This window comes from Streptomyces melanosporofaciens (genome assembly GCF_900105695.1).
Lineage (GTDB): Bacteria > Actinomycetota > Actinomycetes > Streptomycetales > Streptomycetaceae > Streptomyces > Streptomyces antimycoticus.
In genome coordinates, this window is record NZ_FNST01000002.1 from 4,395,707 (window position 1) to 4,421,343 (window position 25,637).

The 25,637-nt window shown below is 71.7% G+C and carries 21 protein-coding genes and 1 pseudogene; 14 read left to right on the top strand and 8 right to left on the bottom strand.

The window, feature by feature from the left end; translation table 11 throughout:
- Window positions 1-53 precede the first annotated feature (53 nt).
- The gene (locus BLV72_RS21795) at window positions 54-758 is read right to left on the bottom strand and encodes a TetR/AcrR family transcriptional regulator (RefSeq protein ID WP_093464260.1); all 705 of its coding nucleotides are present in this window, start codon (window positions 756-758) and stop codon (window positions 54-56) included.
- 1 nt (window position 759) lies between these two features.
- Window positions 760-1,470, bottom strand: coding sequence for a PAQR family membrane homeostasis protein TrhA (gene trhA / locus BLV72_RS21800; RefSeq protein ID WP_093464262.1), 711 nt, complete (start codon window positions 1,468-1,470; stop codon window positions 760-762).
- 246 nt (window positions 1,471-1,716) lie between these two features.
- Between trhA and BLV72_RS21805 the strand changes: the two genes are divergently transcribed.
- Window positions 1,717-3,552 (top strand): phosphoenolpyruvate carboxykinase (GTP), encoded by a 1,836-nt coding sequence (locus BLV72_RS21805; protein ID WP_208905694.1) that lies wholly within the window; start codon window positions 1,717-1,719, stop codon window positions 3,550-3,552.
- Between the two features lie 113 nt (window positions 3,553-3,665).
- On the opposite strand, the pseudogene BLV72_RS50005 reads toward BLV72_RS21805, so the two are convergent.
- The 3 genes and pseudogenes from BLV72_RS50005 to BLV72_RS21820 all read right to left on the bottom strand — a co-directional run.
- A pseudogene (locus tag BLV72_RS50005) lies at window positions 3,666-3,917 on the bottom strand (toxic anion resistance protein); the annotation flags it as partial.
- 18 nt (window positions 3,918-3,935) lie between these two features.
- Window positions 3,936-4,349 carry an SCO4983 family protein gene (locus BLV72_RS21815; RefSeq protein ID WP_093464263.1) on the bottom strand — a complete coding sequence of 138 codons (414 nt, stop codon included), beginning with the start codon at window positions 4,347-4,349 and terminating at the stop codon, window positions 3,936-3,938.
- 72 nt (window positions 4,350-4,421) lie between these two features.
- The gene (locus BLV72_RS21820) at window positions 4,422-5,633 is read right to left on the bottom strand and encodes a pyridoxal phosphate-dependent aminotransferase (RefSeq protein WP_093470478.1); all 1,212 of its coding nucleotides are present in this window, start codon (window positions 5,631-5,633) and stop codon (window positions 4,422-4,424) included.
- A 276-nt stretch (window positions 5,634-5,909) separates the two neighbouring features.
- On the opposite strand from BLV72_RS21820, the gene BLV72_RS21825 reads away from it, so the two are divergent.
- The 7 genes from BLV72_RS21825 to BLV72_RS48815 all read left to right on the top strand — a co-directional run bounded on the left by BLV72_RS21825 (window position 5,910) and on the right by BLV72_RS48815 (window position 15,069).
- Window positions 5,910-7,538, top strand: coding sequence for an ABC transporter substrate-binding protein (locus BLV72_RS21825; protein ID WP_093470479.1), 1,629 nt, complete (start codon window positions 5,910-5,912; stop codon window positions 7,536-7,538).
- Window positions 7,539-7,543: 5 nt separating this feature from the next.
- The gene (locus BLV72_RS21830) at window positions 7,544-8,503 is read left to right on the top strand and encodes an ABC transporter permease (RefSeq protein WP_093464265.1); all 960 of its coding nucleotides are present in this window, start codon (window positions 7,544-7,546) and stop codon (window positions 8,501-8,503) included.
- A 17-nt stretch (window positions 8,504-8,520) separates the two neighbouring features.
- A complete protein-coding gene (locus tag BLV72_RS21835) occupies window positions 8,521-9,432 on the top strand; it encodes an ABC transporter permease (RefSeq protein WP_093470480.1) in 912 nt (303 codons plus the stop codon).
- Complete coding sequence (locus BLV72_RS21840; RefSeq protein ID WP_093464266.1) at window positions 9,432-11,327, top strand: dipeptide ABC transporter ATP-binding protein; 1,896 nt, start codon at window positions 9,432-9,434, stop codon at window positions 11,325-11,327. Before BLV72_RS21835 ends, BLV72_RS21840 begins: the two co-directional genes overlap by 1 nt.
- 382 nt (window positions 11,328-11,709) lie before the next feature.
- Window positions 11,710-13,722, top strand: a complete 2,013-nt coding sequence (locus BLV72_RS21845; protein ID WP_093464268.1) for a CocE/NonD family hydrolase — start codon at window positions 11,710-11,712, stop codon at window positions 13,720-13,722.
- Window positions 13,689-14,357: a TetR/AcrR family transcriptional regulator gene (locus BLV72_RS21850; RefSeq protein ID WP_093464270.1), complete on the top strand. Its 669-nt coding sequence runs from the start codon at window positions 13,689-13,691 to the stop codon at window positions 14,355-14,357. Before BLV72_RS21845 ends, BLV72_RS21850 begins: the two co-directional genes overlap by 34 nt.
- A gap of 244 nt (window positions 14,358-14,601) precedes the next feature.
- Window positions 14,602-15,069, top strand: a complete 468-nt coding sequence (locus BLV72_RS48815) for a CU044_5270 family protein (RefSeq protein ID WP_244321422.1) — start codon at window positions 14,602-14,604, stop codon at window positions 15,067-15,069.
- Here the strand turns inward: BLV72_RS48815 and BLV72_RS21865 are convergent.
- The 3 genes from BLV72_RS21865 to BLV72_RS21875 form a co-directional block, all read right to left on the bottom strand.
- A complete protein-coding gene (locus BLV72_RS21865) occupies window positions 15,063-15,692 on the bottom strand; it encodes a hypothetical protein (protein ID WP_093464274.1) in 630 nt (209 codons plus the stop codon). The two genes, BLV72_RS48815 and BLV72_RS21865, sit on opposite strands and share 7 nt — an antisense overlap.
- Before the next feature lie 138 nt (window positions 15,693-15,830).
- A complete protein-coding gene (locus BLV72_RS21870) occupies window positions 15,831-17,450 on the bottom strand; it encodes an N-acyl-D-amino-acid deacylase family protein (protein ID WP_093464276.1) in 1,620 nt (539 codons plus the stop codon).
- 46 nt (window positions 17,451-17,496) lie between these two features.
- Window positions 17,497-18,786: an alanine racemase gene (locus BLV72_RS21875; protein WP_093464278.1), complete on the bottom strand. Its 1,290-nt coding sequence runs from the start codon at window positions 18,784-18,786 to the stop codon at window positions 17,497-17,499.
- Between the two features lie 147 nt (window positions 18,787-18,933).
- Here BLV72_RS21875 and BLV72_RS21880 point away from each other — a divergent pair, with 147 nt between their 5' ends.
- From BLV72_RS21880 to BLV72_RS21905, 6 genes are all read left to right on the top strand, one after another.
- A complete protein-coding gene (locus tag BLV72_RS21880; protein WP_093464280.1) occupies window positions 18,934-20,112 on the top strand; it encodes a sugar kinase in 1,179 nt (392 codons plus the stop codon).
- Entirely contained in the window at window positions 20,109-20,942 is an 834-nt protein-coding gene (locus tag BLV72_RS21885) for an IclR family transcriptional regulator (protein WP_093464282.1), read from the top strand. The genes BLV72_RS21880 and BLV72_RS21885 overlap by 4 nt, the downstream gene beginning before the upstream one ends.
- Window positions 20,939-21,352: a RidA family protein gene (locus BLV72_RS21890; RefSeq protein WP_093464284.1), complete on the top strand. Its 414-nt coding sequence runs from the start codon at window positions 20,939-20,941 to the stop codon at window positions 21,350-21,352. Before BLV72_RS21885 ends, BLV72_RS21890 begins: the two co-directional genes overlap by 4 nt.
- Window positions 21,353-21,529: 177 nt before the next feature.
- A complete protein-coding gene (locus tag BLV72_RS21895) occupies window positions 21,530-23,002 on the top strand; it encodes a GntP family permease (RefSeq protein ID WP_093464286.1) in 1,473 nt (490 codons plus the stop codon).
- 316 nt (window positions 23,003-23,318) lie between these two features.
- Window positions 23,319-24,260, top strand: a complete 942-nt coding sequence (locus tag BLV72_RS21900) for an ABC transporter ATP-binding protein (RefSeq protein ID WP_093464288.1) — start codon at window positions 23,319-23,321, stop codon at window positions 24,258-24,260.
- Window positions 24,257-25,633 carry an ABC transporter permease gene (locus BLV72_RS21905; protein ID WP_093464290.1) on the top strand — a complete coding sequence of 459 codons (1,377 nt, stop codon included), beginning with the start codon at window positions 24,257-24,259 and terminating at the stop codon, window positions 25,631-25,633. Before BLV72_RS21900 ends, BLV72_RS21905 begins: the two co-directional genes overlap by 4 nt.
- Window positions 25,634-25,637: the final 4 nt, after the last annotated feature.

Genomic DNA, 25,637 nt, shown 5'->3' on the forward strand with positions numbered 1-25,637 from the left:
AGGGCACCCGCGGGCCCCGCCCCCGCCGCCCATCCCGGGCCCCGCCTCGCGGGTCAGAGCGGGATGCCTCGGGAGAGGAGGTCCAGGGCCCGGTCGATGGCCGTCGTCATGGCGTCGGCGCGGGTGGCGGTGCCCTTCGCGGTGCTCGCCGTGGTCGCCGGCGGCCGGTGGTGGTCCAGGCAGTGGAAGACGGCTTCGCGCAGGGCGCCGAGGACGGCGCCCACCGCGACCCGCACCTCGAAGTCGTCCGGGGCCCGGCCGGTGCGCTCGGCCAGCGCCTCGCCCAGCAGCGTTCCGCTGTCGGCCAGGCCGCCGCTCATCCGAGCGCGCAGCGCCGGGACCTGCCGTACGAGGGCCAGCCGGGCCAGCAGTTCCTCGCGCTCCGCACCCGCCGCGGGCCCCAGCAGCCCTACGACGGCATGGCGCAGGGAGGCGGCCGGGGTTTCGTCCCGCGGACGCTCGCGGATCGCCTCCGCCATGAGCGCGTCGTACTCATCGGTGAGGACGATGTCCTCCTTGGCCGGGAAGTAGCGGAAGACGGTGCTGGTCGAGACGTCGGCGGCCGCGGCGATCCGGTCCACCGGAGTGGCGTCGTAGCCCTGCTCCGTGAAGAGCCGCAGGGCTGCACGCCGGATCGCCTGCCGGGTCTTGATCTTCTTCCGTTCGCGCAGCCCTGGCCCGGGCCTGCGCTCCGGCTGTGACGGCTGCGACGGCTGTGACTGCTGCGACGGCTGTGACGTGGTGGTGGCCTTGGGCATCTCAGGCGTGCTGATACGCCACCAAGGAGATGCCGACGTAGTGCACGACGAAGGCGGCCAGCGTGAAGCTGTGGAAGACCTCGTGGAAGCCGAACCAGCGGGGCGAGGGGTTGGGGCGCTTGGTGCCGTAGACCACCGCGCCCACGCTGTAGAGCAGCCCGCCGACGATGATCAACGTCATGACGGCGGCGCCGCCGGTGCGCAGGAAGTCGGGCAGGAAGAAGACGGCCGCCCAGCCCAGCGCGATGTAGCACGGGGTGTACAGCCAGCGCGGGGCGCCGACCCAGAAGACCCGGAAGGCGATTCCGGCGAGCGCCCCGGCCCACACCAGCCACAGCAGCAGCTGTTTCTTGCCGTCGGGCAGGAGCAGCATCGTGAAGGGCGTATACGTGCCCGCGATGATCAGGAAGATATTGGCGTGGTCCAGCCGCCGCAGCACCGCGGCGGTGCGCGGTCCCCAATCGCCGCGGTGGTACAGCGCGCTGGTGCCGAACAGCGCACATGCGGTGAGCGTGAAGATGGCGCAGGCCAGCCTCCCGCGCGGACTGTCGGCGAGGGCCGTCAGCACCACCCCCGAGACCAGGACCGCGGGAAACATGCCGGCGTGCAGCCAGCCGCGGAGCATCGGCTTCAGGGGGAGCGGCGGGGCAACTGGGGGCCCTGGGGGGTTTTCAACGGCGGCATCGGGCGCGGCGGCAGTCATGGCGCTCATGCTACCTACGCCACCGTAAGTTACCGGTTCATGTCGAGTGGTGATGGTCACCAAAGTGCCCACTGGACAGATGGCCCACACAGTCGGATGATCAAATGAGCGCGGTCGGCACCGGATGAGCTGAGCATCCGGGTCGCAGCCCCCAAGGGGTAGCTGTCTCCATAAACGAATATGAGTGCACATATTCGTCCAAAACCCTCAATCAAGACGCCGGAGCGCGTGCGGTTCCGGCGGGATGGAGCGATCGTGGCGCCCAGCAATGTGGCTTCCTCCCTCACGACCACCCCGAGCCCCACGAACCACCAGGAGCTCGTCTCCTGGGTCGGCGAGATCGCCGCCCTCACCCAGCCCGATCGTGTGGTGTGGTGCGACGGCTCGGAGGCGGAGTACGACCGCCTGTGCGCGGAGCTCGTCGAAAAGGGCACCTTCACACGCCTTGATTCGATCAAGCGCCCCAACTCGTACTACGCCGCCTCCGATCCGAGCGATGTGGCGCGCGTCGAGGACCGTACGTTCATATGCTCCGAGAAGGAGGCGGACGCGGGCCCGACGAACCACTGGAAACACCCCGACGAGATGCGGGAGATCTTCGCCGGGGAGCAGGGCGTCTTCCGGGGCTCGATGCGCGGCCGGACCATGTACGTCGTGCCTTTCTGCATGGGCCCGCTCGGCTCGCCGCTGTCCGCGATCGGCGTCGAGATCACCGACTCCGCCTACGTCGCCGTCTCCATGCGCACCATGACCCGCATGGGACAGGAGGTCCTCGACGTCCTCGGGGACGAGGGCTTCTTCGTCAAGGCCGTCCACACCCTCGGCGCCCCGCTGGAGCCGGGCCAGGCCGACGTTCCCTGGCCGTGCAACTCGACCAAGTACATCTCGCACTTCCCCGAGGCGCGGGAGATCTGGTCGTACGGCTCCGGCTACGGCGGCAACGCCCTGCTCGGCAAGAAGTGCTACGCCCTGCGCATCGCCTCGGTGATGGCGCGGGACGAGGGCTGGCTCGCCGAGCACATGCTGATCCTCAAGCTCACCCCGCCGCGCGGGGAGGCCAAGTACGTGGCCGCGGCGTTCCCGAGCGCCTGTGGCAAGACCAACCTCGCGATGCTGGAGCCGACCATCCGGGGCTGGACGGTCGAGACGATCGGCGACGACATCGCCTGGATGCGGTTCGGCGAGGACGGCAGGCTGTACGCGATCAACCCCGAGGCGGGCTTCTTCGGCGTCGCGCCCGGCACCGGTGAGCACACCAACGCCAACGCGATGAAGACCCTGTGGGGGAACTCGGTCTTCACCAATGTCGCGCTCACCGACGACGGCGATGTGTGGTGGGAGGGCATGACCGAGGAGCCGCCCGCCCATCTGACCGACTGGAAGGGCAACGACTGGACCCCGGCGAGCGAGACGCCCGCGGCCCACCCCAACGCCCGCTTCACCGTGCCGGCCGGTCAGTGCCCGATCATCGCGCCCGAGTGGGAGGACCCCAAGGGCGTGCCGATCTCGGCGATCCTCTTCGGTGGCCGCCGGGCCAGCGCCGTTCCGCTGGTGACCGAGTCCTTCGACTGGCAGCACGGCGTCTTCCTCGGCGCCAACGTGGCGAGCGAGAAGACCGCCGCGGCCGAGGGCAAGGTCGGCGAGCTGCGCCGCGACCCGTTCGCCATGCTGCCGTTCTGCGGCTACAACATGGGCGACTACATGGCCCATTGGGTGAAGGTCGGCAAGAACGCGGACGCCGCCAAGCTGCCGAAGATCTACTACGTCAACTGGTTCCGCAAGGACGCCGACGGGCACTTCGTCTGGCCGGGCTTCGGCGAGAACAGCCGGGTGCTGAAGTGGATCGTCGACCGGCTGGACGGCAAGGCCGAGGGCGTGGAGAGCCCGATCGGGGTGCTGCCGACGCCCGAGGCGCTGGACACCGAAGGGCTGGACCTCGGCGACGCCGAGCTCGAGCTGCTGCTCACGGTCGACAAGGAGGTCTGGCGCGAGGAGGCGGGGCTGGTGCCCGACCACCTCAACACCTTCGGTGAGCACACGCCGAAGGAGATGTGGGACGAGTACCACGCGCTGGTCAAGCGCCTGGGCTGAGCCACAGCCCGAGGAGCGCAGCCCGAGGCCCGGGGCCCGCACTCAGGTGCGGGCCCCGGGCCTTTCCACGGCGGCGGCCGTACAGCCCGCACCGCTACGGTCAGGCCCCGCGTCCCCTTCCCGATCGCGCGGACCGTGCGGTCCAGCATCCGGTTGGACTGCTGGGCCGCGCTGCGCATCTCCCCGGCGCCGAGCCCCGCGATCTCGCCGATGCCGGTGGCGGACTCGGGGGAGCGGGCGTCGAGGGCGGCGAGCCCGCCCACCAACTCGCCGGCGCGGCGCTCCATGTCCTCCCGTACGGAGTCCTCGACCGGCACCAGACCCGCGGCCTTCTCCCGGAGGACCGGGGCGACGGGCTGGGGCGGGGCCCCGGATGGTTCCGGCTACGCCTCCGTCAGCCCCAGCGCCGCCGCATGTGCCTCCAGCCGCTCGGCCGCCAGCGTCGAGGCCGCCGTGTCGTTCCGGGACGTGGCCACGACCAGGGCCCACCCGGCCAGGGTGTGGGCGCGCTGGTGGAGGGCGGCTATATGCGCCGTGTCCGGCTCCGTCGTCGAGGGTGCCGCGCGCAGCGGGGCGCGGCCGTCGCGCAGGCGGGCGGCCTGCTCGGCGAGGCGCTGGGCGGCGTCGTCGAGGCCGGGGTGCGGGGTGTGGGCGCGCAGCTCGTCGGTCACGGTGAGCAGCGCGGTCAGATGTCCGGCCAGCCGGATGTCCAGCTCTTCTTCGCGGGTGCGGTGCGGGAAGTCGGGCGTGGGCTCGGCCATGCTGTGGACCGATTTGGTGCGGATCGGCTCGTACATGGATGGCCTCCAAGGGGTCAGGAGGCCATCCTAACTTAGACTCTGTCTAAAGTTGAGCCGAGACTAGAAAGATCAGGGTTGGCCGTATCCGTCCAGGAAGTTCCCGATCCTGGTCACCGCGTCCGCCAGATCCTTCTTGGCGGGCAGCGTGACGATGCGGAAGTGATCCGGCTCCGGCCAGTTGAATCCCGTGCCGTGCACGATCATGATCTTCTCGGCCCGCAGCAGATCCAGCACCATCTGCCGGTCGTCCTTGATCTTGTAGACCTTGGGGTCCAGCTTGGGGAACGCGTACAGCGCGCCCTTGGGCTTCACGCATGTGACGCCCGGGATCTGGGTCAGCAGGTCGTACGCCGTGTCCCGCTGCTCCAGCAGCCGGCCGCCGGGGAGCACCAGGTCGTTGATCGACTGACGGCCGCCGAGCGCCGTGGCCACCGCGTGCTGCGCCGGCATATTGGCGCACAGCCGCATATTGGCCAGGATGGTCAGCCCCTCCAGATAGCTGGCGGCGTGCGCCTTGGGGCCGCAGACCGCGAGCCAGCCGCTGCGGTAGCCCGCCACCCGGTACGCCTTGGAGAGCCCGTTGAAGGTGAGGGTCAGCAGATCGGGGGCGACGGTGGTGGTCGGGGTGTGGGTGGCCCCGTCGTAGAGGATCTTGTCGTAGATCTCGTCGGAGCAGACGATCAGCTGATGGCGGCGGGCGATATCGGTGAGCCCGCGCAGCGTCTCCTCGCCGTAGACGGCACCCGTGGGGTTGTTGGGGTTGATGATGACGAGCGCCTTGGTGCGGTCGGTGACCTTGCGCTCGATGTCGGCGAGGTCCGGCAGCCAGTCCGACTGCTCATCGCAGCGGTAGTGGACGGCGGTGCCGCCGGCCAGTGAGACCGCGGCGGTCCACAGCGGATAGTCGGGGGCCGGGACGAGGACCTCGTCGCCGTCGTCGAGCAGGCCCTGCATCGACATCTGGATCAGCTCGGAGACGCCGTTGCCGAGGAAGATGTCCTCGACATCGAGGTCGATGCCCTGGGTCTGGTAGTGCTGCATCACCGCGCGCCGCGCGGACAACAGCCCCTTGGCGTCGCCGTAGCCGTGGGCGTCGCCGAGGTTGCGGAGCATGTCCTCGAGGATCTCCGGGGGACATTCGAAGCCGAAGGTCGCCGGATTGCCGGTATTCAGCTTGAGGATGCGGTGTCCTGCCGCCTCCAGCCGCATCGCCTCCTCGAGCACCGGGCCACGGATTTCGTAGCAGACGTTGGAGAGCTTCGTGGACTGGATCACCTGCATGTCGGCCACCATACGGCGGAGTATCCGGGGCCGCTCGGTGTTTTTCGCCACGTGGACGGTGCGCGGAAGGTGCGCAGCCGGGGTGCGGGGGCGCCGTGGGGCGGGGTCCGCGACCCCGTGCGCCGTCCCCGGGCCGCTCTCCGCGCCGGGTAACGACTCTGTTTCCGGGGTTAATTTTCGCGAACGAAGGGTTGGCCCGAACGGGTGTCCTGGCTATCGTTCACGCACTTCACCCAATCGTTCCGCTGAACGAGTAAGGGAAGGGTGCCCCCGTTCATGCCCCCGTTCACATCCGAGACCTCCCACCGAACTGCCCCCGCCGCGGCCGGGCTGCCACGGAGGTCGCTGCTCACCACCGCGGCGGCGATCGGCGGTGCGCTCGGCGGCTCCGCCCTGCTGAGCGGCTGCTCCGGAGCCGCCTCCGCGTCCCCGACGAGGGCCGTGCCCACCCGCGGCCCGGCCGGGCGGCCCGACCGCGGCGGCACCCTGCGCATCGCCCGGCCGCCCGCCTCCGACGCCGAGACCCTCGACCCCGCGAGCGCGCTCTCCGCGTACGAATACCTCGGCGCGCTCTACAACCGGCTCGTCCGGATCGGGCCCGACGGCACCGTCGCCCCCGACCTCGCCGAATCCTGGGAGCCCGACGCCAAGGCGACCACCTGGACCTTCCGGCTGCGCCGCGGCGTCACCTTCCACGACGGCCGCGCCTTCACCTCCGCCGACGCCGCCTACACCCTGCGCCACATCCTCGACACCGCGACCGCCTCCCCGCAGGCCCCCGTGCTGTCCCCGCTGGTCGACCCGAAGCGGCTGCGCACCCCCGACGCCCACACCCTCGTCGTCCCGCTGAAGAGCCCGCACGCCGAGTTCCCCAGCCTGCTCACCCACTACAACTGCTATGTCGTCCCGGACGGCAGCGCCCGCTCCATCGGCCGCACCGGCATCGGCACCGGCCCGTTCCGGCTCGCGTCCTTCGCCGCCGCCGGGCCCGGCCGGGTCACCGCCTACCCGGACCACTGGGCCGGGCGCCCGGTCCTGGACGCCATCGACTTCTACTCCGTCGCCGATATGCAGGCCCGCTCCAACGCCCTGCTCGCCGGACAGGTCGATCTGCTCTCCCAGACCAACCTCGACTTCGCCACCGCCCGGGTCATCGCCGCCTCCGACCGCGCCACCATCGCCCGCGCCGAGAACGCCCAGTGGTACGTGCTGCCGATGCTCACCACCGAGAAGCCCTTCACCGATGTGCGGGTGCGGCAGGCGATGAAGCTCGCCTACGACCCCGAGCACATCCTGAAGGCCGCCCTCCAGGGCGCGGGCACGGCCGGCTGGGACAACCCCGTCCCGCCGAACGACCCCGCCCACACCGCCGCCCACCCCGCCCACGACCCCGAGCGGGCCCGCCATCTGCTGAAGAAGGCCGGGTACGAGCGGCTGGCGGTGGACCTCTACACCTCCTCGTACGACCCGATCTTCACGCCCATGGCGCTCGCCTACCAGGAGTCGGCCGGGCGGGCCGGCATCCGGATCCGGGTCAAGACCGCGGCCGCCGACTCGTACTACACCCAGATCTGGATGAAGAAGCCGCTCATGGCCACCTACTGGTACACCGGGCGCCCCGTCGACCAGCTCCTCAACCAGGTCTTCCGCGGCGGCTCCTCGTACAACGAGACCGCCTGGGCGGACAAGGAGTTCGACGCGCTGCTCGACCGGGCCCGCCGGGAGACCGACACGGGCCGCAGGCGCGAGCTGTACGGACAGGCGCAGACGCTCGTCATCGAGCGGGGCGGGGCCATCACCCCGATGTTCGCCGACCGGCTCGTCGGGATCTCCCGGAAGGTGCGCGGCTACGCCGAGCACGGCTTCGAGTTCGACTACCTCCGCATCGGCCTGAAGGGGGCATGAGGCGCATGCTCACCTTCCTCGTCCGCCGTGTGGTCTCCGCGCTGGGCACCCTGCTGCTCTCCTCGGTCCTGGTCTTCCTGGCCGTCCAGGCACTGCCCGGCGATGTCGCCACCCAGGTGCTCGGCAGGGACGCCACCCCCGACGCGGTCGCCGCGCTGCGCAAGCAGATGGGGCTCGACCAGCCCGCGTGGGAGCGCTACGGCCACTGGATCAACGGCGCCCTGCACGGCGACTTCGGCACCTCGCTGGTCACCACCAAACCGGTGGGCGGCGAGGTCTCCCAGTACCTCGGCAACTCCGCCCTCATCGCCGTCGTCACCATCCTCTTCGCGGTCACCGGCTCCCTCGTCCTCGGCATCGTCGCCGGGCTCTACCGCGACCGCTGGCCCGACCACCTGATCTCCACGGTCAGCCTGATCGGGATGAGCGTCCCCGAATTCGTCGTGGCCACCGTGCTGGTGCTCGCCTTCTCCGTCACCGTGCCGGTGCTGCCCGCCGTGGTGCTGTACGGACCGGGCGCCGGCACCGGGCAGCTCCTCCCGGCGGTCTGGCTGCCCGCCGCCTCGCTCGCGATCGTCATGGCCGCGTACATCGTGCGGATGGCCCGCACCTCGGTCATCGACGTCATGGCGAGCGAATACGTCACCACCGCCCGGCTCAAGGGGCTGTCCACCTGGCGGGTGGTCACCCGGCACGCCCTGCCCAGCGCCCTGCTGCCCACGCTCCACGTCATCGCGCTGAACGTGGCCTGGCTGGTCGGCGGCGTCGCCGTGGTCGAGAACGTCTTCAACTACCCCGGCATCGGCAAGCTGATGCTCTCCTCCGTCCAGAACCGCGACCTGCCCGTCATCCAGGCCATCGCCCTCATCAGCGCCGTCGTCTACGTCGTCTGCAACCTCGCCGCCGACCTCGGCTCCATGGCCCTCAACCCCAAGCTCCGCACCCGAGGAGGGAGGATCCGATGAGCTCGCTGGAAGACCCGATGAGCCCGCTGAAAGCGTCCGCGGGGGCGGCGCGGGCCGCCGCACCGCCCGCGCCGGTCCGCTCCGGTGTCGCCGCCCGCACCTGGCGCGCCGTGCGCTCCTCCCGCCCCACCGCCATCGGGCTCGCGATCGTCGCCGTCCACCTCGTGGTCGCGCTGCTCGCCCCGCTGCTCACCCCCTACCACCCCACCACCGGCGACGCCTCGCACGCGCTGCTGGGGCCCGGCGCGGACCACTGGGCGGGCACCGACAGCTACGGACGCGATGTGCTGACCCGGGTGCTGTACGGCGGGCGGTACGCGCTCGGCGTCTCCGTCACCGCGACCGTCCTCACCGTCGCCCTCGGCGCCGTCCTCGGCTGTGCGGCCGCCCTGCGCGGCGGCTGGCTGGACGATCTGCTGATGCGCGTCCTGGACGCGGTGCTGTCCATCCCCGCGATCCTCGTCCTGCTGGTGATCGTCACCGCGCTGGGCACCGGATCCTCGGTCATCGTGCTGGCCATCGCCGTCGTCTGCGTCCCCCAGGTGGTGCGCGTCGTGCGCGGCGCCGCACTCGCCGTCGTCCCGCAGGACTACGTCACCGCGGCGCGCGCCCGCGGCGAGAGCACCTGGGCGATCCTGCGGCGCGAGGTGCTGCCCAACATCACCGACGTGGTGTGCGTCGAGTTCGCGATGCGCGCCTCCTGGGTGGTGCTGCTGATCTCCTCGCTGTCCTTCCTGGGCTTCGGCGCCGACCCGCCCACCCCCGACTGGGGGCTGATGGTCTCGGAGAACCGCACCGCCATCACCGTCGTCCCGATGGCCAGCCTCGCGCCGATCATCGCCCTGGCCACGCTGGTGGTCGGGCTCAACCTCGCGGCCGACGGCCTGTCCAAGGCGTGGGGCGTGGACCGGATCCGGGAGGGCTCCTGATGTCGCGCGTTGTTTCGGCGGAGGCGGCTGTTTCGGCGGAGTCGACGCCCATCGTCTCGGTGGAGGCCCTGTCCGTGGCCTACCGTTCGGGCGGGTCGGGCGGGAAGGGCGGGCGCGAGGTGCCCGTCGTGGACGAGGTGTCGCTGGAGGTGCGGCCCGGCCGGACGCTGGCCCTGGTCGGCGAGTCGGGCAGCGGCAAGTCGACGGTCGCCGCGACGCTGCTGGGGCATCTACGGCATGGCTCCCGGCTGACCGGCGGACGGGTCGCCGTCGAGGGCAGGGACGTCTTCGCGCTCTCCGCGCGGGAGTTGCGGCGGCTGCGCGGCGGTACGGTCGCGATGGTCTCCCAGAACGCGGGCCAGGCCCTGACGCCGAGCATGCGCATCGGACGGCAGATCGCGGAGGCGGGCGGCGAGGTGCCCGTCACGGACCTGCTGGAGCAGGTCAGGCTGCCGCATCCGCGCGAACTCGCCCGCCGCTATCCGCATGAGCTCTCCGGCGGACAGCAGCAGCGCGTGGCCATCGCCATGGCCATCGCGGCCCGCCCCAAGGTGCTCGTCCTGGACGAGCCCACCACCGGCCTCGATGTGATCACCCAGCGCGGGGTGCTGGACCTGGTCGGCGCCCTGCGCGAGGAACTCGGCCTCGCCGCCGTCCTGGTCAGCCATGACCTCGGCGTGGTCGCGCACATGGCCGACGAGGTGTGCGTCCTGCGCGCCGGGCGGGTCGTCGAGGCCGCCCCCACCCGACGGCTCTTCGCCGCCCCCGCCGACCCGTACACCCGCCGCCTGCTGGCCAGCGTCCCGCGCATCGCGGACGCCGGGCTCGCGCTGGTGGGGGAGGACGGTACGCGGGAGATCCGGCCCAAGGCCGAGGTGCCCGCGGCCGCGGCCGAGGCGCTGGACGTACGAGAGGTGACGATCGACTACGGCACCAGCCGCGCCGTGGACGGGGTCTCCTTCAGCGTGCGGCGGGGGGAGGTGCTGGCCCTGGTCGGCGAATCGGGGAGCGGCAAGTCGACGATCGCGTGGTCGCTGGCGGGGCTGCGGGGGCTGTCGGGCGGGACGATGCGGGCTGGGGTGTCCGGTGCGTCGGGTGCGTCGGGTGCGTCCGGTGGTGCGTTGGGCGATGGTTTGGGTGGTGCGTCTGGTGGTGCGGCGAGGGTTGTGTCCGGGGGTGCGGCCGGGGCTGCGGCGGGTGGTGCGTCCGGCGGTGATCTGGGTGCCCCCGCGCGGCGGCGTCCGCTCGCCCTGCGTCGCACCGTGCAGCTCGTCTTCCAGAACGCCGACACCTCGCTCAATCCGCGGCGTTCGGTGGGCGATGCGATACGGCGGCCCCTGCGCTTCTTCGGCTCGGCGGGGTCGCGGGGCGAGGCGGCCTCGCGGGCCCGGCAGCTGATCGCCGACGTCCGTCTCGACCCCGACTTCGTCGACCGGCTGCCCGCGCAGCTGTCGGGCGGCCAGCGCCAGCGGATCGGGATCGCGCGGGCGCTGGCCGGGGAGCCGGAGGTACTGATCGCGGACGAGATCACCACGGCGCTGGATGTGTCCGTACAGGCCGATGTGTTGCGGCTGCTGGACGATCTGCGCCGGGAGCGGGAGTTGGCGTGCGTGTTCATCAGCCACGACTTGGCGGTGGTGCGGGGGATCGCCGACCGGGTGGTGGTGCTGCGGCACGGGGTGGTGGTGGAGGAGGGGCCCACGGATGCGGTGTTCGAGGGGCCGGGGCATCCGTATACGCGGGCGCTGATGGGGGCGGCGCTGGAGCCGGATCCGGAGGCGGCGACGGCTTCGGGCCCGGCGGAGGAGTGGGCGGATGCGGCCGAGCCGGGGGCGGTGTGGGATGAGTTGGGTGGGGGGCACCGGGTACGCAGGTGGCGGCCGGCGGATGGCTAGCCCCCACCCCGCCCCTTCCCGATACCGGGGCCGGCCCCGGCCCCCGTGGGGGGGTGCCCCTTGAGGTATCGCCGCCGGGTGCGGGCCGGTGGGCGGGTTGTGCCCACCCGTTCCACCGGGGGGCGACTCCCAGCGGTAGCTGGGGGAGGAACGATTGCCCACAACCTGCAAGCCCCTCCGGCGATTGAGGAGCGGGGTCCGGGGCGGAGCCCCGGTTTCGGGAAGGGGCGGGGTGGGGCTTGCCCGCCGCAGGCGCCCCCCACCCGCAGGCGCCCCCATCCGCAGCCGCACCGGACCCGCAGCCGCACCCCCGACCCGCAGGCGCACCCGACCCGCAGGCAACAACCCACCCCCACCCCAACCCCACCCCGTAAGGAGCAGCGTGAAGTACCGCGAGACCTTCGACCGCAAGGTGCAGGTCGAGGACGTATGGATCCCCACCCGGGACGGGACTACGCGGCTGCACGCACGCATCTGGCGCCCGGCCGACGCCGAGACCGCCCCCGTCCCCGCCCTCCTCGAATACCTCCCGTACCGCAAGAGCGACTGGACCGCACCCCGCGACGCCCAGCGCCACCCCTGGTACGCCGGGCACGGCTACGCCTCCGTACGGGTCGATCTGCGCGGCAGTGGCGACTCCGAGGGCGTGATGCTCGACGAGTACACCGCGACCGAGCTCGCCGACGGCGTCGACGTCGTCAACTGGCTCGCGCGGCAGCCCTGGTGCACCGGCAAGGTGGGGATGTTCGGGATCTCCTGGGGCGGGTTCAACTCCCTCCAGATCGCCGCCCTGCGCCCCGAGCCGCTGAAGGCGATCGTCACCGTCTGCTCCACCGACGACCGTTACGACAACGACGTCCACTACACCGGCGGCGCCGTCCTCGGCATCGACATGCTCGCCTGGGCCGGGACGATGCTGGCGTTCACCGCCCGCCCCCCGCACCCCACCTCCGTCGGCGAGGACCGCTGGCTGCCCATGTGGCGGGAGCGGCTCGACGCGCTCGAGCCGTATCTGCACACCTGGCTCGCCCACCAGGAGCGGGACGACTACTGGCGGCACGGCAGCGTCTGCGAGGACTACGGCGCGATCGAGGCCGCCGTGCTCGCGGTCGGCGGCTGGGCCGATCCGTACCGGGACACCGTGCTGCGCCTGCTGGAACACCTCGACGCGCCCGTGCGCGGGCTCATCGGCCCCTGGTCGCATCAGTACCCGGACCGGGGGCTGCCGCCGGGCCCGGCGATCGGCTTTCTGCAGGAAACGCTGCGCTGGTGGGACCACTGGCTCAAGGACGAGCCGACCGGCGTGCTGGACGAGCCGCCGCTGCGCGCCTGGATCAACGACCCCGTACCGCCCGCCACCTCGTACCCGACCATGCCCGGCCGCTGGGTCGGCGAGGACGCCTGGCCGTCGCCGTCCGTCACCTGGGACGAACATCCCCTCGGCGGCCCTGCCGAGGCGCCGGTGATCGTCCGCTCGCCGCTGCACACCGGCCTGGACGCGGGCCGCTTCTTCCCCTTCGGCAACGCCACCGATCTGCCGCCCGACCAGCGCGAGGAGGACGGCCGCTCGGTCTGCTTCGACTCGCCGCCGCTGACCGATCGGGTCGAGATCCTCGGCCGTCCCCGCGTACGGCTGCGCCTCGACAGCGCCACCCCCCGCGCCCATGTCATCGCCCGGGTCTGCGATGTGGCGCCCGACGGCTCGTCCACCCTGGTCACCCGTGGAGTACTCAACCTGCTCTCCCGCAAGGGACGGGACAAGGCCGTGGAGTGGCAGCCAGGGCGAGAAGAGGACGTGGAGTTCGAGCTGAACGCCACCGGCTACGCCTTCCCGCCCGGCCACCGCATCAGGGTCGCCGTCTCCGACGCGTACTGGCCGTGGGTCTGGCCGCACGGCGAGCGCGGCCGGCTGACCGTACGGCCCGGGGACAGCGCCCTGCTGCTGCCCGTACGGGATCCGGGCGCCGACGCGGGCCGTCCGCCCATCGTCTTCGAGGAGCCCGAACAGGCCGCGCCGCTCGCCGTGACCGTCGACCCGCCCGCCGAACCACGCCCCGAGCGGACCCTCACCCATGACGTGGCGACGGGCGAGTGGGTGCTGGACGTGGACCCCAACTACGGCGGCTCCCGCACCTATCCCGACGGACTCCGCTACGAGGAGAGCGCCCGCGAGACCTACCGCATCCGCTCCGACGATCCGCTGTCGGCCGTGGCAAGCTCTCGGTGGACCATCCGGCTGCGGCGCGGGGCCTGGGACACGGAGGTCGTCACCGCCGTGGAACTGCGGGCCACGGCGGAGGAATTCATCATGGACAGCAGCATCGAGGCACGGGCGAACGGAGAGACAGTGGCCACGCGCGCATGGCACCACACCACGCCGAGGACATCCGCGTGACGTCCCCCGCCGAACGCCGCCCCCCGCGCCGCGCCGTCGACGCCTCGCGCCGCACCCGGCAGCCCACCGAGGTGCGCCGCCGCCTCATCGTGGAGGCCGCCGTTCCGCTCATCGCGGAGCGCGGCACCAAGGGGGTCGGGGTGCGCGAGGTGGCGGCCGCGGCCGAGGTCTCGGTCGGCACGGTCACCTACCACTTCGAGAGCGTGCAGGAAGTCCTCTCCGAGGCGATGGTCCTGCACATCGAGCGCTACTACGCCGCGCTGAGCGAGGCCGCCGCGAAGGCCACCAGCGGCGCGGAGGGGCTGCGGCTGCTCATCGACGCGCTCTTCACGGACGACACGGACCAGCACTGGCGGATGTGGTTCGACTACTGGAACGCGGGCGAACGCGACGCGTCCTTCGCCCGTGGCCAGGCCGAGCGCTACGAGGCATGGCACGGCGAGATCCAGGCCCTGGTCGAACGGGGCCGCGACGAGGGCGACTTCGTATGCGACGACCCGGCCGACTTCGCCCTCCGCTTCTCCGCCCTGGCAGACGGCCTGGCCCTGCGCCGCCTGCGCCAGGCCCCCGCCCTGACCGTGGCCGACGCCCGCCGCCACCTGCGCCGCTTCGTGGCGGCGGAACTGGAGGGCTGAGCGGGGGGCCGCGGAGCCCTATGTCTCCTGGCCGTGTGACGCACGCCACGGGAACCTGCCCCGCCGCTTGGACAAAGCTCGACGTGGACTCCTCATTGCACACCCGGATACGGGCAGGCGGCCCCGAGGTGTTCCGCCGGCTCTTCCGTGACCACGCCCAACTGGTTCACCGGCACGCGGTGCGGGTGACCGGGGACTGGACCGTCACCACCTCCAGACGCTGCCCACCGACCCGGACGCCCTGCTGAAGAAGATCTACAAGGAGACCAAGGGCCAGGGGAACTCCCCGGGCCAGGAGGCATTCACCACGGTCGGCGACCTGCTCAACGAGCGGCTCGCACCGGCGAAGCTGAACGCGGCGCCCTACCGGGCCGCGGCCAAGATCCCCGGGGTTGTCGTGGTGGAGTATGCCAAGGACGCCGCGGGACGCGAGGGCATCGCCCTGGCCCACGTCGACCGGAAGAGCGGCGACCGCACCGAGTGGATCTTCGACCCCACGACGTACGCCTGTCTCGGCAGCCGCGCTGTCCAGGTCGAGCGGGCCTACGGCATCACGCCCGGCACGGTCATCAACCGGACCGCCGTGCTGGAGCGGACCGTCGTAGACGCCGAGAAGCAACGCCCCGGCGGGCAAGGCACCCATGCGCGAACACCGCGGCGGTGGAGTCGCCGTAGGCGACTCCACCGCCGCGGTCGGGCAGGCGCTTACTGATGGGCGCTGATCACACCGCCGGCGCTGAGCACGATGTACACGCCGTTGGCGACCATCCCGGCGTCGTGCTGGTTCGCCTCCAGCGTGCCGTCCACCGAGCCCTCGTTGCCGATGATGTCCGCACGGAAGTGGGCGTCGCCGACCTCGGTGACCTTGGCCGTCCAGCCGCCCGCGAGCTTGTAGGTGCCCGGTCCGCTGTGCTCGCCGCCCATCCAGGAGTGGACCTCACCGCCCAGCGTGAGCACGACGTACATGCCGTTGGCGTCGAGCCCGGCGTCGCGCTGGTTGGCCTCCAGCGTGGCCAGGACGGCACCGTCGTTGATGATCTTGAGGCGGTAGTGCTGGGTGCCGAGCTTGTCGATCTTGGCCGTGCTGCCGTCCGCCAACTTCTGGTCGCCGGTCGAGGATGGTGCCTTGTCCGTATCGCCCGTCTTGGCGTCGGAGCCCTGCGCACCGGTGGAGGAACCCCCGCTGTTGGACTCGGTGGAGGCCGCGGGCTTCTTCGTGCCGGTGTTGTCCGTGTCGTTGTTGCAGGCGGTCAGGCTGAGGCCGGCGGCTGCGATCAGGGCCGCGGCGGCGATGCGAATGGTGCGGCGACGGCGGACGGTGGTGTTGGCATTCATGTCGGGTCCCCCCAGGGGCAGTCGGTGACGTTGTTCTCGGTACGTCACCCACTCTGGTCGGGGCCGCTACCGCAAGCCTGCCGCTCCGCTAACACCCCGCTAACAGGGGTGTCGGCGGAGCAAGGCCGCCCCATTGCGCTAGGCGCGCCGCACCGAACGCCCCGCCAGGACGTCCGTCCGCCGGCCGTTCTCGATGACGAAGCGGCCGTCGATGAGGACGTGGGGGATGCCGGTCGGCAGGGTGCGGGGGGCGTCGAAGGTCGAGCCCGCCGCCACCGTGTCCGGGTCGAAGAGGACGAGGTCGGCGCGGTAACCCTCGTGGATCCGGCCGCGGTCGGGGAGGCGGAGGCGGGCCGCGGGGCGGGAGGTGAGGTGGGCGACGCACTCCTCCAGGGTGAGGACGCCCAGCTCGCGGACGTAGCGGCCGAGGTACTGCGGGAAGGTGCCGTAGGCGCGGGGGTGGGGCTTGGCGCCCTGGAGGATGCCGTCGCTGCCGCCCGTGTGGACGGGGTGCTGCATGATCGCCTGGACGTTCTCCTCATGCCCGACGTGCTGCAGGATCGTGGGGCCGAGGTGGTCCTCCAGGAGGAGGCGGCGGGCGGTGATCCAGGGGGCCTCGCCGCGTTCGCGGGCGCTCGCGGCGATGGTCCGGCCGACGTAACCGGCGAGGGACGGGTCGTTCACGCCGGAGATCTCGATCGTGTCCCAGTCCATCGGTACGCCGTGGCAGCCGTCCGCCCCTTCCACCTCCATGACGTGGCGGATGCGCTCGGCCGTCGCGTCGTCGCGCAGCCGCGCGAGCGCCGCCTCGGGGCCGCCCTCGGCCGCCCAGCTCGGCATCATCGCGGCCAGCGTGGTGCAGCCGGGGAGGTAGGGGTAGGTGTCGAGGGTGATGTCGGCGCCGTCGGCGAGGGCGGTGTCGAGGAGGGCGAGGAGTTCGGGGGCGCGGCCCTTGTTGAGGCCGAAGTTCATGGTGGCGTGGGCGAGGTGGAGTGCGCAGCCGGCCTCGCGGCTGAGGGCCACCATCTCCTCGTACGCGCGCAGGGCACCGGCGCCGTAGGAGCGGTGGTGCGGGCAGTAGTAGCCGTCGTACGCGGCCACGACCCGGCACAGCTCGGTGAGTTCGGAGTCGGAGGCGTACATGCCTGGGGTGTAGGTGAGGCCGGAGGAGAGGCCGACGGCGCCCTGCTGAAGGCCCTCGGCCACCAACTCCTTCATCCGGGCGACCTCCGCCGGTGTCGCGTCGCGGTCCTCCCAGCCGACCGCGAGCATCCGGACGGTGCCCTGGGGGATGAGGTAGGCGGCGTTGACCGCGATGCCCCGGCCGTCGAAGCCGTGGTCCAGGCGGTCCAGGAACTCACCGACGGTGCGCCAGGAGAAGTCGATGTCCGTACTCCCGGGCGCACCGCCGTTCCAGCCGGTGATGGCGGTACGGATCTGGGCGAGGGTCCGGTCGTCCACGGGGGCGTACGAGAGCCCGTCCTGGCCGATGACCTCGAGGGTCACGCCCTGCGCGGCCTTCGCCGAGTGGTCGGGGTCGCGCAGCAGCGCGAGGTCGCTGTGCGCGTGCATGTCGATGAAGCCGGGGGAGAGGACGAGGCCGTCCGCGTCCACGGTGCGGCGGGCGGTGGGGCGCGGCCCGCCGCCGTCCTCGCGGACGACGGCGGCGATCCGGCCGCCGTCCACGGCCACGTCGGCCCGGTAGGCGGCACCGCCGGTGCCGTCGATGACGCGTGCGTCGCGGATGACCAGGTCCATGGGGTGCGTCTCCCTTCGCGCGGGGTGGGGCGGAGCCCCGGAGGGGTCAGAAGAAGGTGCGGATGTAGTCGGTGACCGTGCCGTCCGCCTCCGCCACCGGAATGAGCTGCCACTTGTCGAAGCTGGTGCACGGATGCGAGAGCCCCAGGGCCACCCAGTCGCCGACCTCCAGCTCCGTGCCGTCCGCGACGGTGGCCCAGGCGTGCTGGTCGGAGAGGGCCGTGATGGCCAGGCCCGTGGCGGGGCGGGTGGAGCCGTCGCGGGCGGAGCGGATGAGCTGGGGCGCGGGCATATCGAGGTCGTACGCCGCGTCCCGCTTGCCCGCGTTGAGGAACGCCTGGCCGGGCTCGGGGCGGGAGACGACCTGGGCCCACAGGCGGAAGGCCGGGTGCAGCTCGCCCTCCTCCGGGACGCGGTTGAACGGGGTCAGATGCCGGTAGTGACCGTCGTCGTGGGAGACATACGCACCCGAGCGCAGCAGCTTCAGCACCGGCCGGGAGAGCGTGGGCAGCTCCGCGAGGACGTCCGCCACCGCGTCGAACCACGCACTGCCGCCCGCGCTGACGACCACCTCGTCCACGCCCTCGAAGCGGCCCGCCGCGTCGAAGTCCGCGGCCAGCGCGGTGAGCCGGCGCAGCCACGCCCGCACCCGCTCGCCGTCCGGCTTCGGCACCTCGCCCTCGTAACCGGCCACGCCGACCAGCCGTAGGGTCCCGGTGGCCGCGACCGCGTCGGCGACCGCCGCGCACTCCGCCTCCGTACGGGCCCCGGTGCGGGCTCCCTCGCCGCCGCCCAGCTCGACCACCACCTCGACCGGCCGCCGCGCGCCCGCCTCCCGCAGCGCCGCGTCCATCAGCTCGACGCCGCGCACCGAGTCGACGTAGGCGATGAAGCGGAAATCGGGGTCGGCGTCGAGCTCGGCCGCGAGCCAGTGCAGGGCGGCGGCGTCGACGAGCTCGTTGGCGAGGAAGATCCGCTGGATGCCGAAGGCCCGGTAGACCCGCACATGGGTGGGGACGGCCGCGGTGATGCCCCAGGCCCCGTGGGCGAGCTGGCGCTCGAAGAGCTGGGGGGCCATGGAGGTCTTGCCGTGCGGGGCGAAGGCGAGCCCGTGGGCGGCGGAGTAGCGCTCCATCGCCACCAGGTTGTGCTCCAGCGCCTCGGCCGACAGGGCCAGGACGGGCGTGGTGAAGCCGCCGGTGAACAGGGAGCGCCGCTCGGCGGCGAGCTCGCCGACCGTCAGGCCCTCGGCGCTCGCAGGCAGCCCCTTGAAGCGGTGGTCCACGCGCTCCCGCGCGAGAGCGGCGACGGCCCGGTCGCTGTGGTCGGTGGCCATGGAGGCGCCTCCATTACGGATTCCGGTTGCAATCTCTGCAACGTTCATTGCGCATATCGCTTAGCGCTGTCTAACATCCCGCCCAGCACCGGGTCAACGGTGTGTGGCCGACCCCCATCCGTCCATCCACGAGGAGCGAGACCAACCGTGTCCCCTCTCCCCAGCGTCGAGACCGCCGATGGCGTCGCTGATGCCGTCGATGACATCGACGTCGTCTGCCTCGGCGAGTCGATGGTGACCTTCGTGCCGTCCCGCCCGGGCCGGCTGGCGGACGTCCCCTCCTTCGCCCGGGGCATCGGCGGCGCCGAGTCCAATGTCGCCTGTGGCCTGGCCCGCGCCGGGCACCGCGCGCGCTGGATCAGCCGGGTGGGCACGGACGGCTTCGGCGAGCACCTGGTGCGGGAGATCGCGGCCACCGGCGTGGACACGGCCTACGTCCAGCGCGATCCGCACCGCCCCACCGGCATCTACTTCCGCACGGCGGGCGAGCGCGCGGTCGGTTCGGAGGCGGTGGACGGGACCGGCGGCGCCGACGGGGACGAGGACGGGGACGGCGTGGCGGAGTCGCTCGCCGAGGTGGTCTACTACCGGGCCGGATCCGCCGCCGCGGCCATGTCCCCGGCGCTCATCCCCCGGGAGCGGGCCTGGTCCGGCCGGGTGCTCCATCTGACCGGGATCACCCCGGCCCTCTCCGCCGACTGCCGCGCGCTGATGCGTGAGCTGACCGCCCACGCCCCCGGCCGCCCCCTCGTCTCCTTCGACCTCAACTACCGGGTCTCCCTCTGGCAGCGGGAGGACGACGCCGAACAGGGCCCGGCCGTCCTGCTCGGCCTCGCCCGCGGCTGCGACCTCGTCTTCGTCGGCGAGGACGAGGCCGAGGCGGTCTGGGGGCTGCGCGGCCCGGCGGCGATCCGGGCGGCGCTGCCCGAACCCGGGATGCTGGTCGTCAAGCAGGGCGGCGCCGGGGCCACCGCCTACGCCCGCCGCCCGGACGGCACCGACGCCGTCACCTTCGAACCCGCCCCGCGCGTCGATGTCGTCGCCCCCGTCGGCGCGGGCGACGCCTTCGCCGCCGGCTTCCTCTCCGGCACCCTGCGCGGACTGCCCGTCGCCGAACGGTTGCGCCACGGCCACCTCATGGCCGCCGCCGCCCTCACCGTCCCCGGCGACCTCGGCACCCCGCCCTCCCGTGAGCGGGCCGACCAATTGGTGGCACTCGATGCCACGCAGTGGGGCACACTGCGATTCGGCCCCGGCTGGACAGATCTGCCGACTCCCGCCGAAAAGTGGGCCGAGACCGCAGTGGTGGAGGTATGCGACCCATGAGCCAGACCGTCGACCGAGCGCTGAGCATTCTGCCGTTGCTGGCGGAGGGCCCGGCCAATCTGGAGCAGGTCGCCACGCGGCTGGGCGTGCACAAGTCCACCGCGCTGCGGCTGCTGCGCACCCTCCATGAGCACGGCATGGTCTACCGCCAGCAGGACCAGCGCTACCGCCTCGGCGCCCGCCTCTTCGCGCTGGCGCAGGAGGCGGTGGAGAACCTCGACGTCCGCGAGATCGCCCATCCCCATCTGATGGCGCTCAACGAGCGGTGCGGGCACACCGTCCATCTCGCGGTGTACGAGGAGAACGAGGTGCTCTACATCGACAAGGTGGAGAGCCGCTATCCGGTGCGGATGTACTCGCGGATCGGCAAGCCCGTCGCCATCACCGTCGCCGCCGTGGCCAAGCTGCTGCTGGCCGATCTGCCCGAGCCCGAGCTGCGGACGCTGGCCGAGCGGCTGACCTACCCCGCGTACACGCCCCGTTCGACGCCGAACGCCGCCGCGTTCCTCAAGGAGCTGGCGACCGTGCGCGAACAGGGCTGGGCCACCGACTTCGGCGGCCACGAGGAGTCGATCAACTGCGTCGGGGCGCCGATCCGGGGAACGGACGGGCGGGTCGTCGCCGCCTGCTCGGTGTCGGCGCCGAACGTCGTCGTCACCGCCGAGGAACTCCTCTCCCTGCTGCCGCTGGTGCGCCGCACGGCGGAGGAGATCAGCCGGGAATACTCGGGCGGCGCCCCGGTGTCCGCATCGGCGTCCCACACCTCGCAGAACCCCTCTCAAGTAACAGCGGAAACACCCGAGAAGAAAGCCGAGGAGCCCTCCTCATGACCGAGAAGCTGCAGAAGACCCCGATCACCCCGGCCACGCACACCACCCCGCCCGCCAAGTTCTCCCACGGCGTGAAGAAGGGGAACGTCCTCCAGGTCGCCGGTCAGGTCGGCTTCGGCCCCGCCGTCCCGGGCCAGGCTCCCACCCCCGTCGGGCCGACCCTGCGCGAGCAGACCCTGCAGACCCTGCGCAATGTGCAGGCCGTGCTGGAGGAGGGCGGCGCGAGCTGGGAGGACGCCATGATGGTGCGCGTCTACCTCACCGACACCGGCCACTTCGCCGAATTCAACGAGATCTACAACGAGTTCTTCGCCGACCTCAAGGAGGCCCCGGCCGCGCGTACGACGGTCTACGTCGGCCTCCCCGCCGGTCTGCTCGTCGAGATCGACGCCCTCGCCGTCCTGGGCTGACCCCGAAGACCCCGCGGCGGGCGGGAGCGCCTTCCGCCCGCCGCGGGTTCCACCCCTGACTCGTCCTCACCGTCCCCGCCGTCGGAAGCTCGAGCCCTGATCAACCGCACCCACCCTCTCCCAGCGCGCGGCCCCCCGCCGTGCGGCGGTACCCCCTACCCACACCCGGAGTTCCCCATGCTGCTCGCGGCCGCTCCCGCTGCCGAGACACCACCCCACACCGGTGGTCTGCTCGCGCTCATCGACGGCACCGCCGGTCTGCTGACCGTCGCCGCCCTCGGCATCGCGCTACTGCTCTACCTGATCATCAAGGTCCGGCTGCAGCCCTTCGTGGCGCTGCTCGGCGTCTCCATCGCGGTCGGTCTGGCCGCCGGTCTCTCGGTCACCGAACTCTTCGGCACGGTCCAGAAGTCGGACGCCGTCTCGCTCATCGAATCCGGGATGGGCGGCATCCTCGGCCACATAGCCATCATCATCGGCCTGGGCACCATGCTCGGCGCGATACTCGAGGTCTCCGGCGGCGCGGAGGCGCTCAGCGCCCGGCTGCTCGGCATCTTCGGCGAGAAGCGGTCACCGCTCGCGATGGGGCTGACCGGCCTGATCTTCGGCATACCCGTCTTCTTCGACGTCGGCATCTTCGTCCTCGCGCCGATCGTCTACGCGGCCGCCAAGCGCAGCGGCAAGTCCATTTTGCTCTACGCGATGCCGCTGCTCGCGGGCCTGTCCATGACCCACGCCTTCCTGCCGCCGCACCCCGGCCCGGTGGCCGCGGCCGGGCTGTTCCATGTCGACCTGGGCTGGGTCATCCTGATGGGCATCGTCGTCGGCATCCCCTCGGTGCTGGCCGCCTGGGGCTACGCCGCCTGGATCGGCAAGCGCATCTTCGTCCCCGTACCGCAGGACATGGTCGAGGCGGCCGAGGAATCCCGGGAGGCGGTCGCGGCCCAGCAGCGCGCCTCCGGCGTCACCCCGGCCGAGCGGCCGGTTTCGGTGGCCACGGTGCTCGCCATCATCGGCACCCCGCTCGTCCTGATCCTCTGCGCCACCTTCTCCTCCGTCGCGCTGGACCCGAGCACCGGCCGCTCGGTCATCGAGTTCTTCGGCCACCCCTTCGTGGCGCTGACGATCGCCCTGCTCCTCGCCTACTACCTGCTGGGCATCCGGCGCGGCTGGTCCCGCAAGTCCCTGGAGACCGTCTCCACCGCCTCCCTCAAGCCCGTCGGCAACATCCTCCTGGTCGTCGGCGCGGGCGGGGTCTTCGGCGCGGTCCTCAAGGGCAGCGGTGTCGCCCAGGCCCTGGCCGACGCCTTCGACAGCGCGGGTCTGCCGGTGATCGTGCTGGCCTGGCTGATCTCGGTGGTGCTCCGGGTGGCCCAGGGCTCGGCGACGGTCGCGATCGTCACGACGGCGGGCATCGTCACCCCGATGCTCTCCGAGGGCCACTACTCCCAGGCCCATCTGGCGCTGGTCATCATGGCCATCTCGGCGGGCTCGATCTTCGCCTCGCATGTGAACGACGGCGGCTTCTGGATGGTGGCGAAGTACTTCGGCATCTCCGAGAGCGACACGCTGAAGTCGTGGACGGTGCTGGAGACGGTGCTGTCGGTGGCGGGCTTCGTGGTGGCGGCCCTGCTGAGCATCGTCATCTAGCGGACGGCGCTCGCCTGACGACGGCCCCCGAATCCCGGCAGAAACCGCCGGGATTCGGGGGCCGTCGCTTCCGGCTCAATTCCGCTCCGTGCCCAGTTGGCATTCACCGCAGCATTCACCATTGCAACTCATTCATGGGAGCATCCGATTTTGATCAAATGATGGCAAAGAATGTCGGCCAAAAGGGGGAACTGGTGCTCGGCGGCGATGTCGCGAATGCCAAGTCGTTTCATGTTCTACCTACATTCAACTCTCCACCCTCACCAGCAGCATGATCAATCCATAGGGTCCTTGAAGCATTTGAAGGAAGGGACCCATGGAAGAACTCCGCGCAATCCGGGCTCGCGGTATCACGAAGAGCTTCGGTGATGTCGTCGCCCTGGACGGCATCGATCTCGATGTAACGCAGGGTCAGCTCCACGGCCTGGTCGGACCGAACGGCGCCGGAAAAACGACGTTGCTCGGCCTTCTGCTGGGGCTCGCGGTGGCCGACAGCGGTCGCCTGGAGGTCCTGGGTGCACCGGTCGAGCGGGCACTCGACGCTCCCGACGGTGTCGCCGGCTTCGTGGACGGCCCCGCTCTCTACCCCTCGCTCACCCCACGGCAGAACCTCGCCGCGCTGGCCGCACTCCGCGGCCACGACGCGCGCACGGCGGGGATCGACGACGTACTCGCCGAGGTCGGTCTCACCGACGTCGCCGACGACCGTACCCGCGGCTTCTCCCTCGGCATGCGCCAGCGGCTCGGGCTCGCCGCCGCCCTGCTGACCAAGCCCCGGCTGCTCGTGCTCGACGAACCGTCCAACGGCCTCGACCCGGCGGGCAAGAAGCACGTGCACGGTGTCCTCAGCCGGCTCGCGGCCGACGGAACCGCCGTCGTGCTCTCCAGCCACAACATGGACGACCTCGAGGCGCTGTGCTCCGAGGTGACCATCCTCGCCGCCGGACGCGTCGTCTTCTCCGGCCCGCTGTCCAAGCTGGCCACCGAGAACCGTGAACTCGACTACCGGCTGCTCTCCTCCGACCCGCGGGCCGCGCGCCGGCTGGCGGACGACGCGCCGGGGATCCAGGTCGTCGACGACCCCGGGGTACGGCAGGACGCCGAACTGCTCGTCGTGCGCGCCCTGATGCCCGCCCTCGACCAACTGGTGGTGCGGCTGGTGGAGAGGGGCGTCGCGCTGCGCGAGCTCACTCCCATGGTGTCCCCGCTCGAAGCCGCGTTCCTCGCCCTCACCGAGCAGCAGGAGGCGGGCAGATGACCGCGACCCTCACCCGGAGCCGGGAACAGGAACCCGAGCAGGTGACCGGGGGCCGTCGCGTCCCCGTCACCCGCGCCTGTCGCTTCGAGCTCGTCAAGCTCGTCTCCCAGTGGCGGATCCGCCTGTTGGTTCTCGCCTGCTGGATCGCTCCCGCCCTCTTCGTCGCCGGGGTGAGCCAGCAGAGCACGCTTCCCGTCGACACCCTCTTCGGGCGCTGGATGCTCGCCTCCGGGTGGGCCGGGCCGCTGGTGATGCTCGGTTTCGCGGGGACCTGGGCGCTCCCGCTGCTGACCTCGGTCGTGGCCGGTGATGTGTTCGCCTCCGAGGACCGGCTCGGCACCTGGCGCCATCTGCTCGTCGCGGTCCGCTCGCCTCGGCGGATCTTCGTGGCGAAGGCGGTGGCCAGTCTCACCGTCCTGCTGCTGTTCGTGGCCGGGCTCGCGGTCTCCAGCACCGTCGGCGGCCTCCTCGTGGTCGGCAACCAGCCTCTGGTCGGTCTCGACGGCCATCTCCTGGCACCGTCGGACGCCGCCGTCTCGGTCCTGCTCTCCTGGGTCTGCGTCCTCGCTCCGACCCTGGCGCTCGCCGCACTCGGCTTTCTCGGGTCGGTCACCCTCGGACGGTCCCCGATGGGGCTGCTGGTGCCCGTGCTCGTCTCGCTCGCGCTGGCGGTCGCCCAGATGCTGCCGCTTCCGGTGGTCGTGCGCGTCGCCCTGCCGAGCTACGCCCTCATCTCCTGGAACGGTCTGTTCACCAGCCCCCGGCAACTCGGCCCGCTGCTGATCGGCATCGTTGTCAGCCTCGTATGGGCCGTGGTCGCGACGGCGCTGGCGTATGTGCTCTTCGTACGGCGCGACTTCACCAATCTGGCCCACGACGGTTCGGGCCGCCGCGCGATCACCATCGGAGTCCTGCCGCTCGTCGGGGTGGCCGCCGCGTCGTTCGCGGTCGTCGCCGCGACGACCTCGGCGACGGGCTCCGGGATCGAGCAGGACAAGCTGCAGCGCTCGCTCGCCACGGCGTTCGCGCACCTGTACCGCATGCAGACCGACCAACTCAACCGACCCGCCGTCACCGAGGCCCAGTTGAAGGCCACGGCGTCGTGCGACAAGGGAAGCACCAGGGTCGCGGCACAAGGCCCGGGCAACGACTGGCGCTGCGTCGTGACCTGGCATCTTCCCGGCGTCGAGGCCACCGGACAGGCCATCTACCAGCTCGACGTCACTCCGGACGGGCGGTTCATGGCCGATGGCGATGGACCGAAGGAAGTGAACGGCTACTTCCTGGTGCGGACGCCCGATGGGGACGCACCGAACCCGCTGTGGCAGTTCGACGGCAACGTCGAACTGCTCGACACCACCCCGAAGGGATAACCCT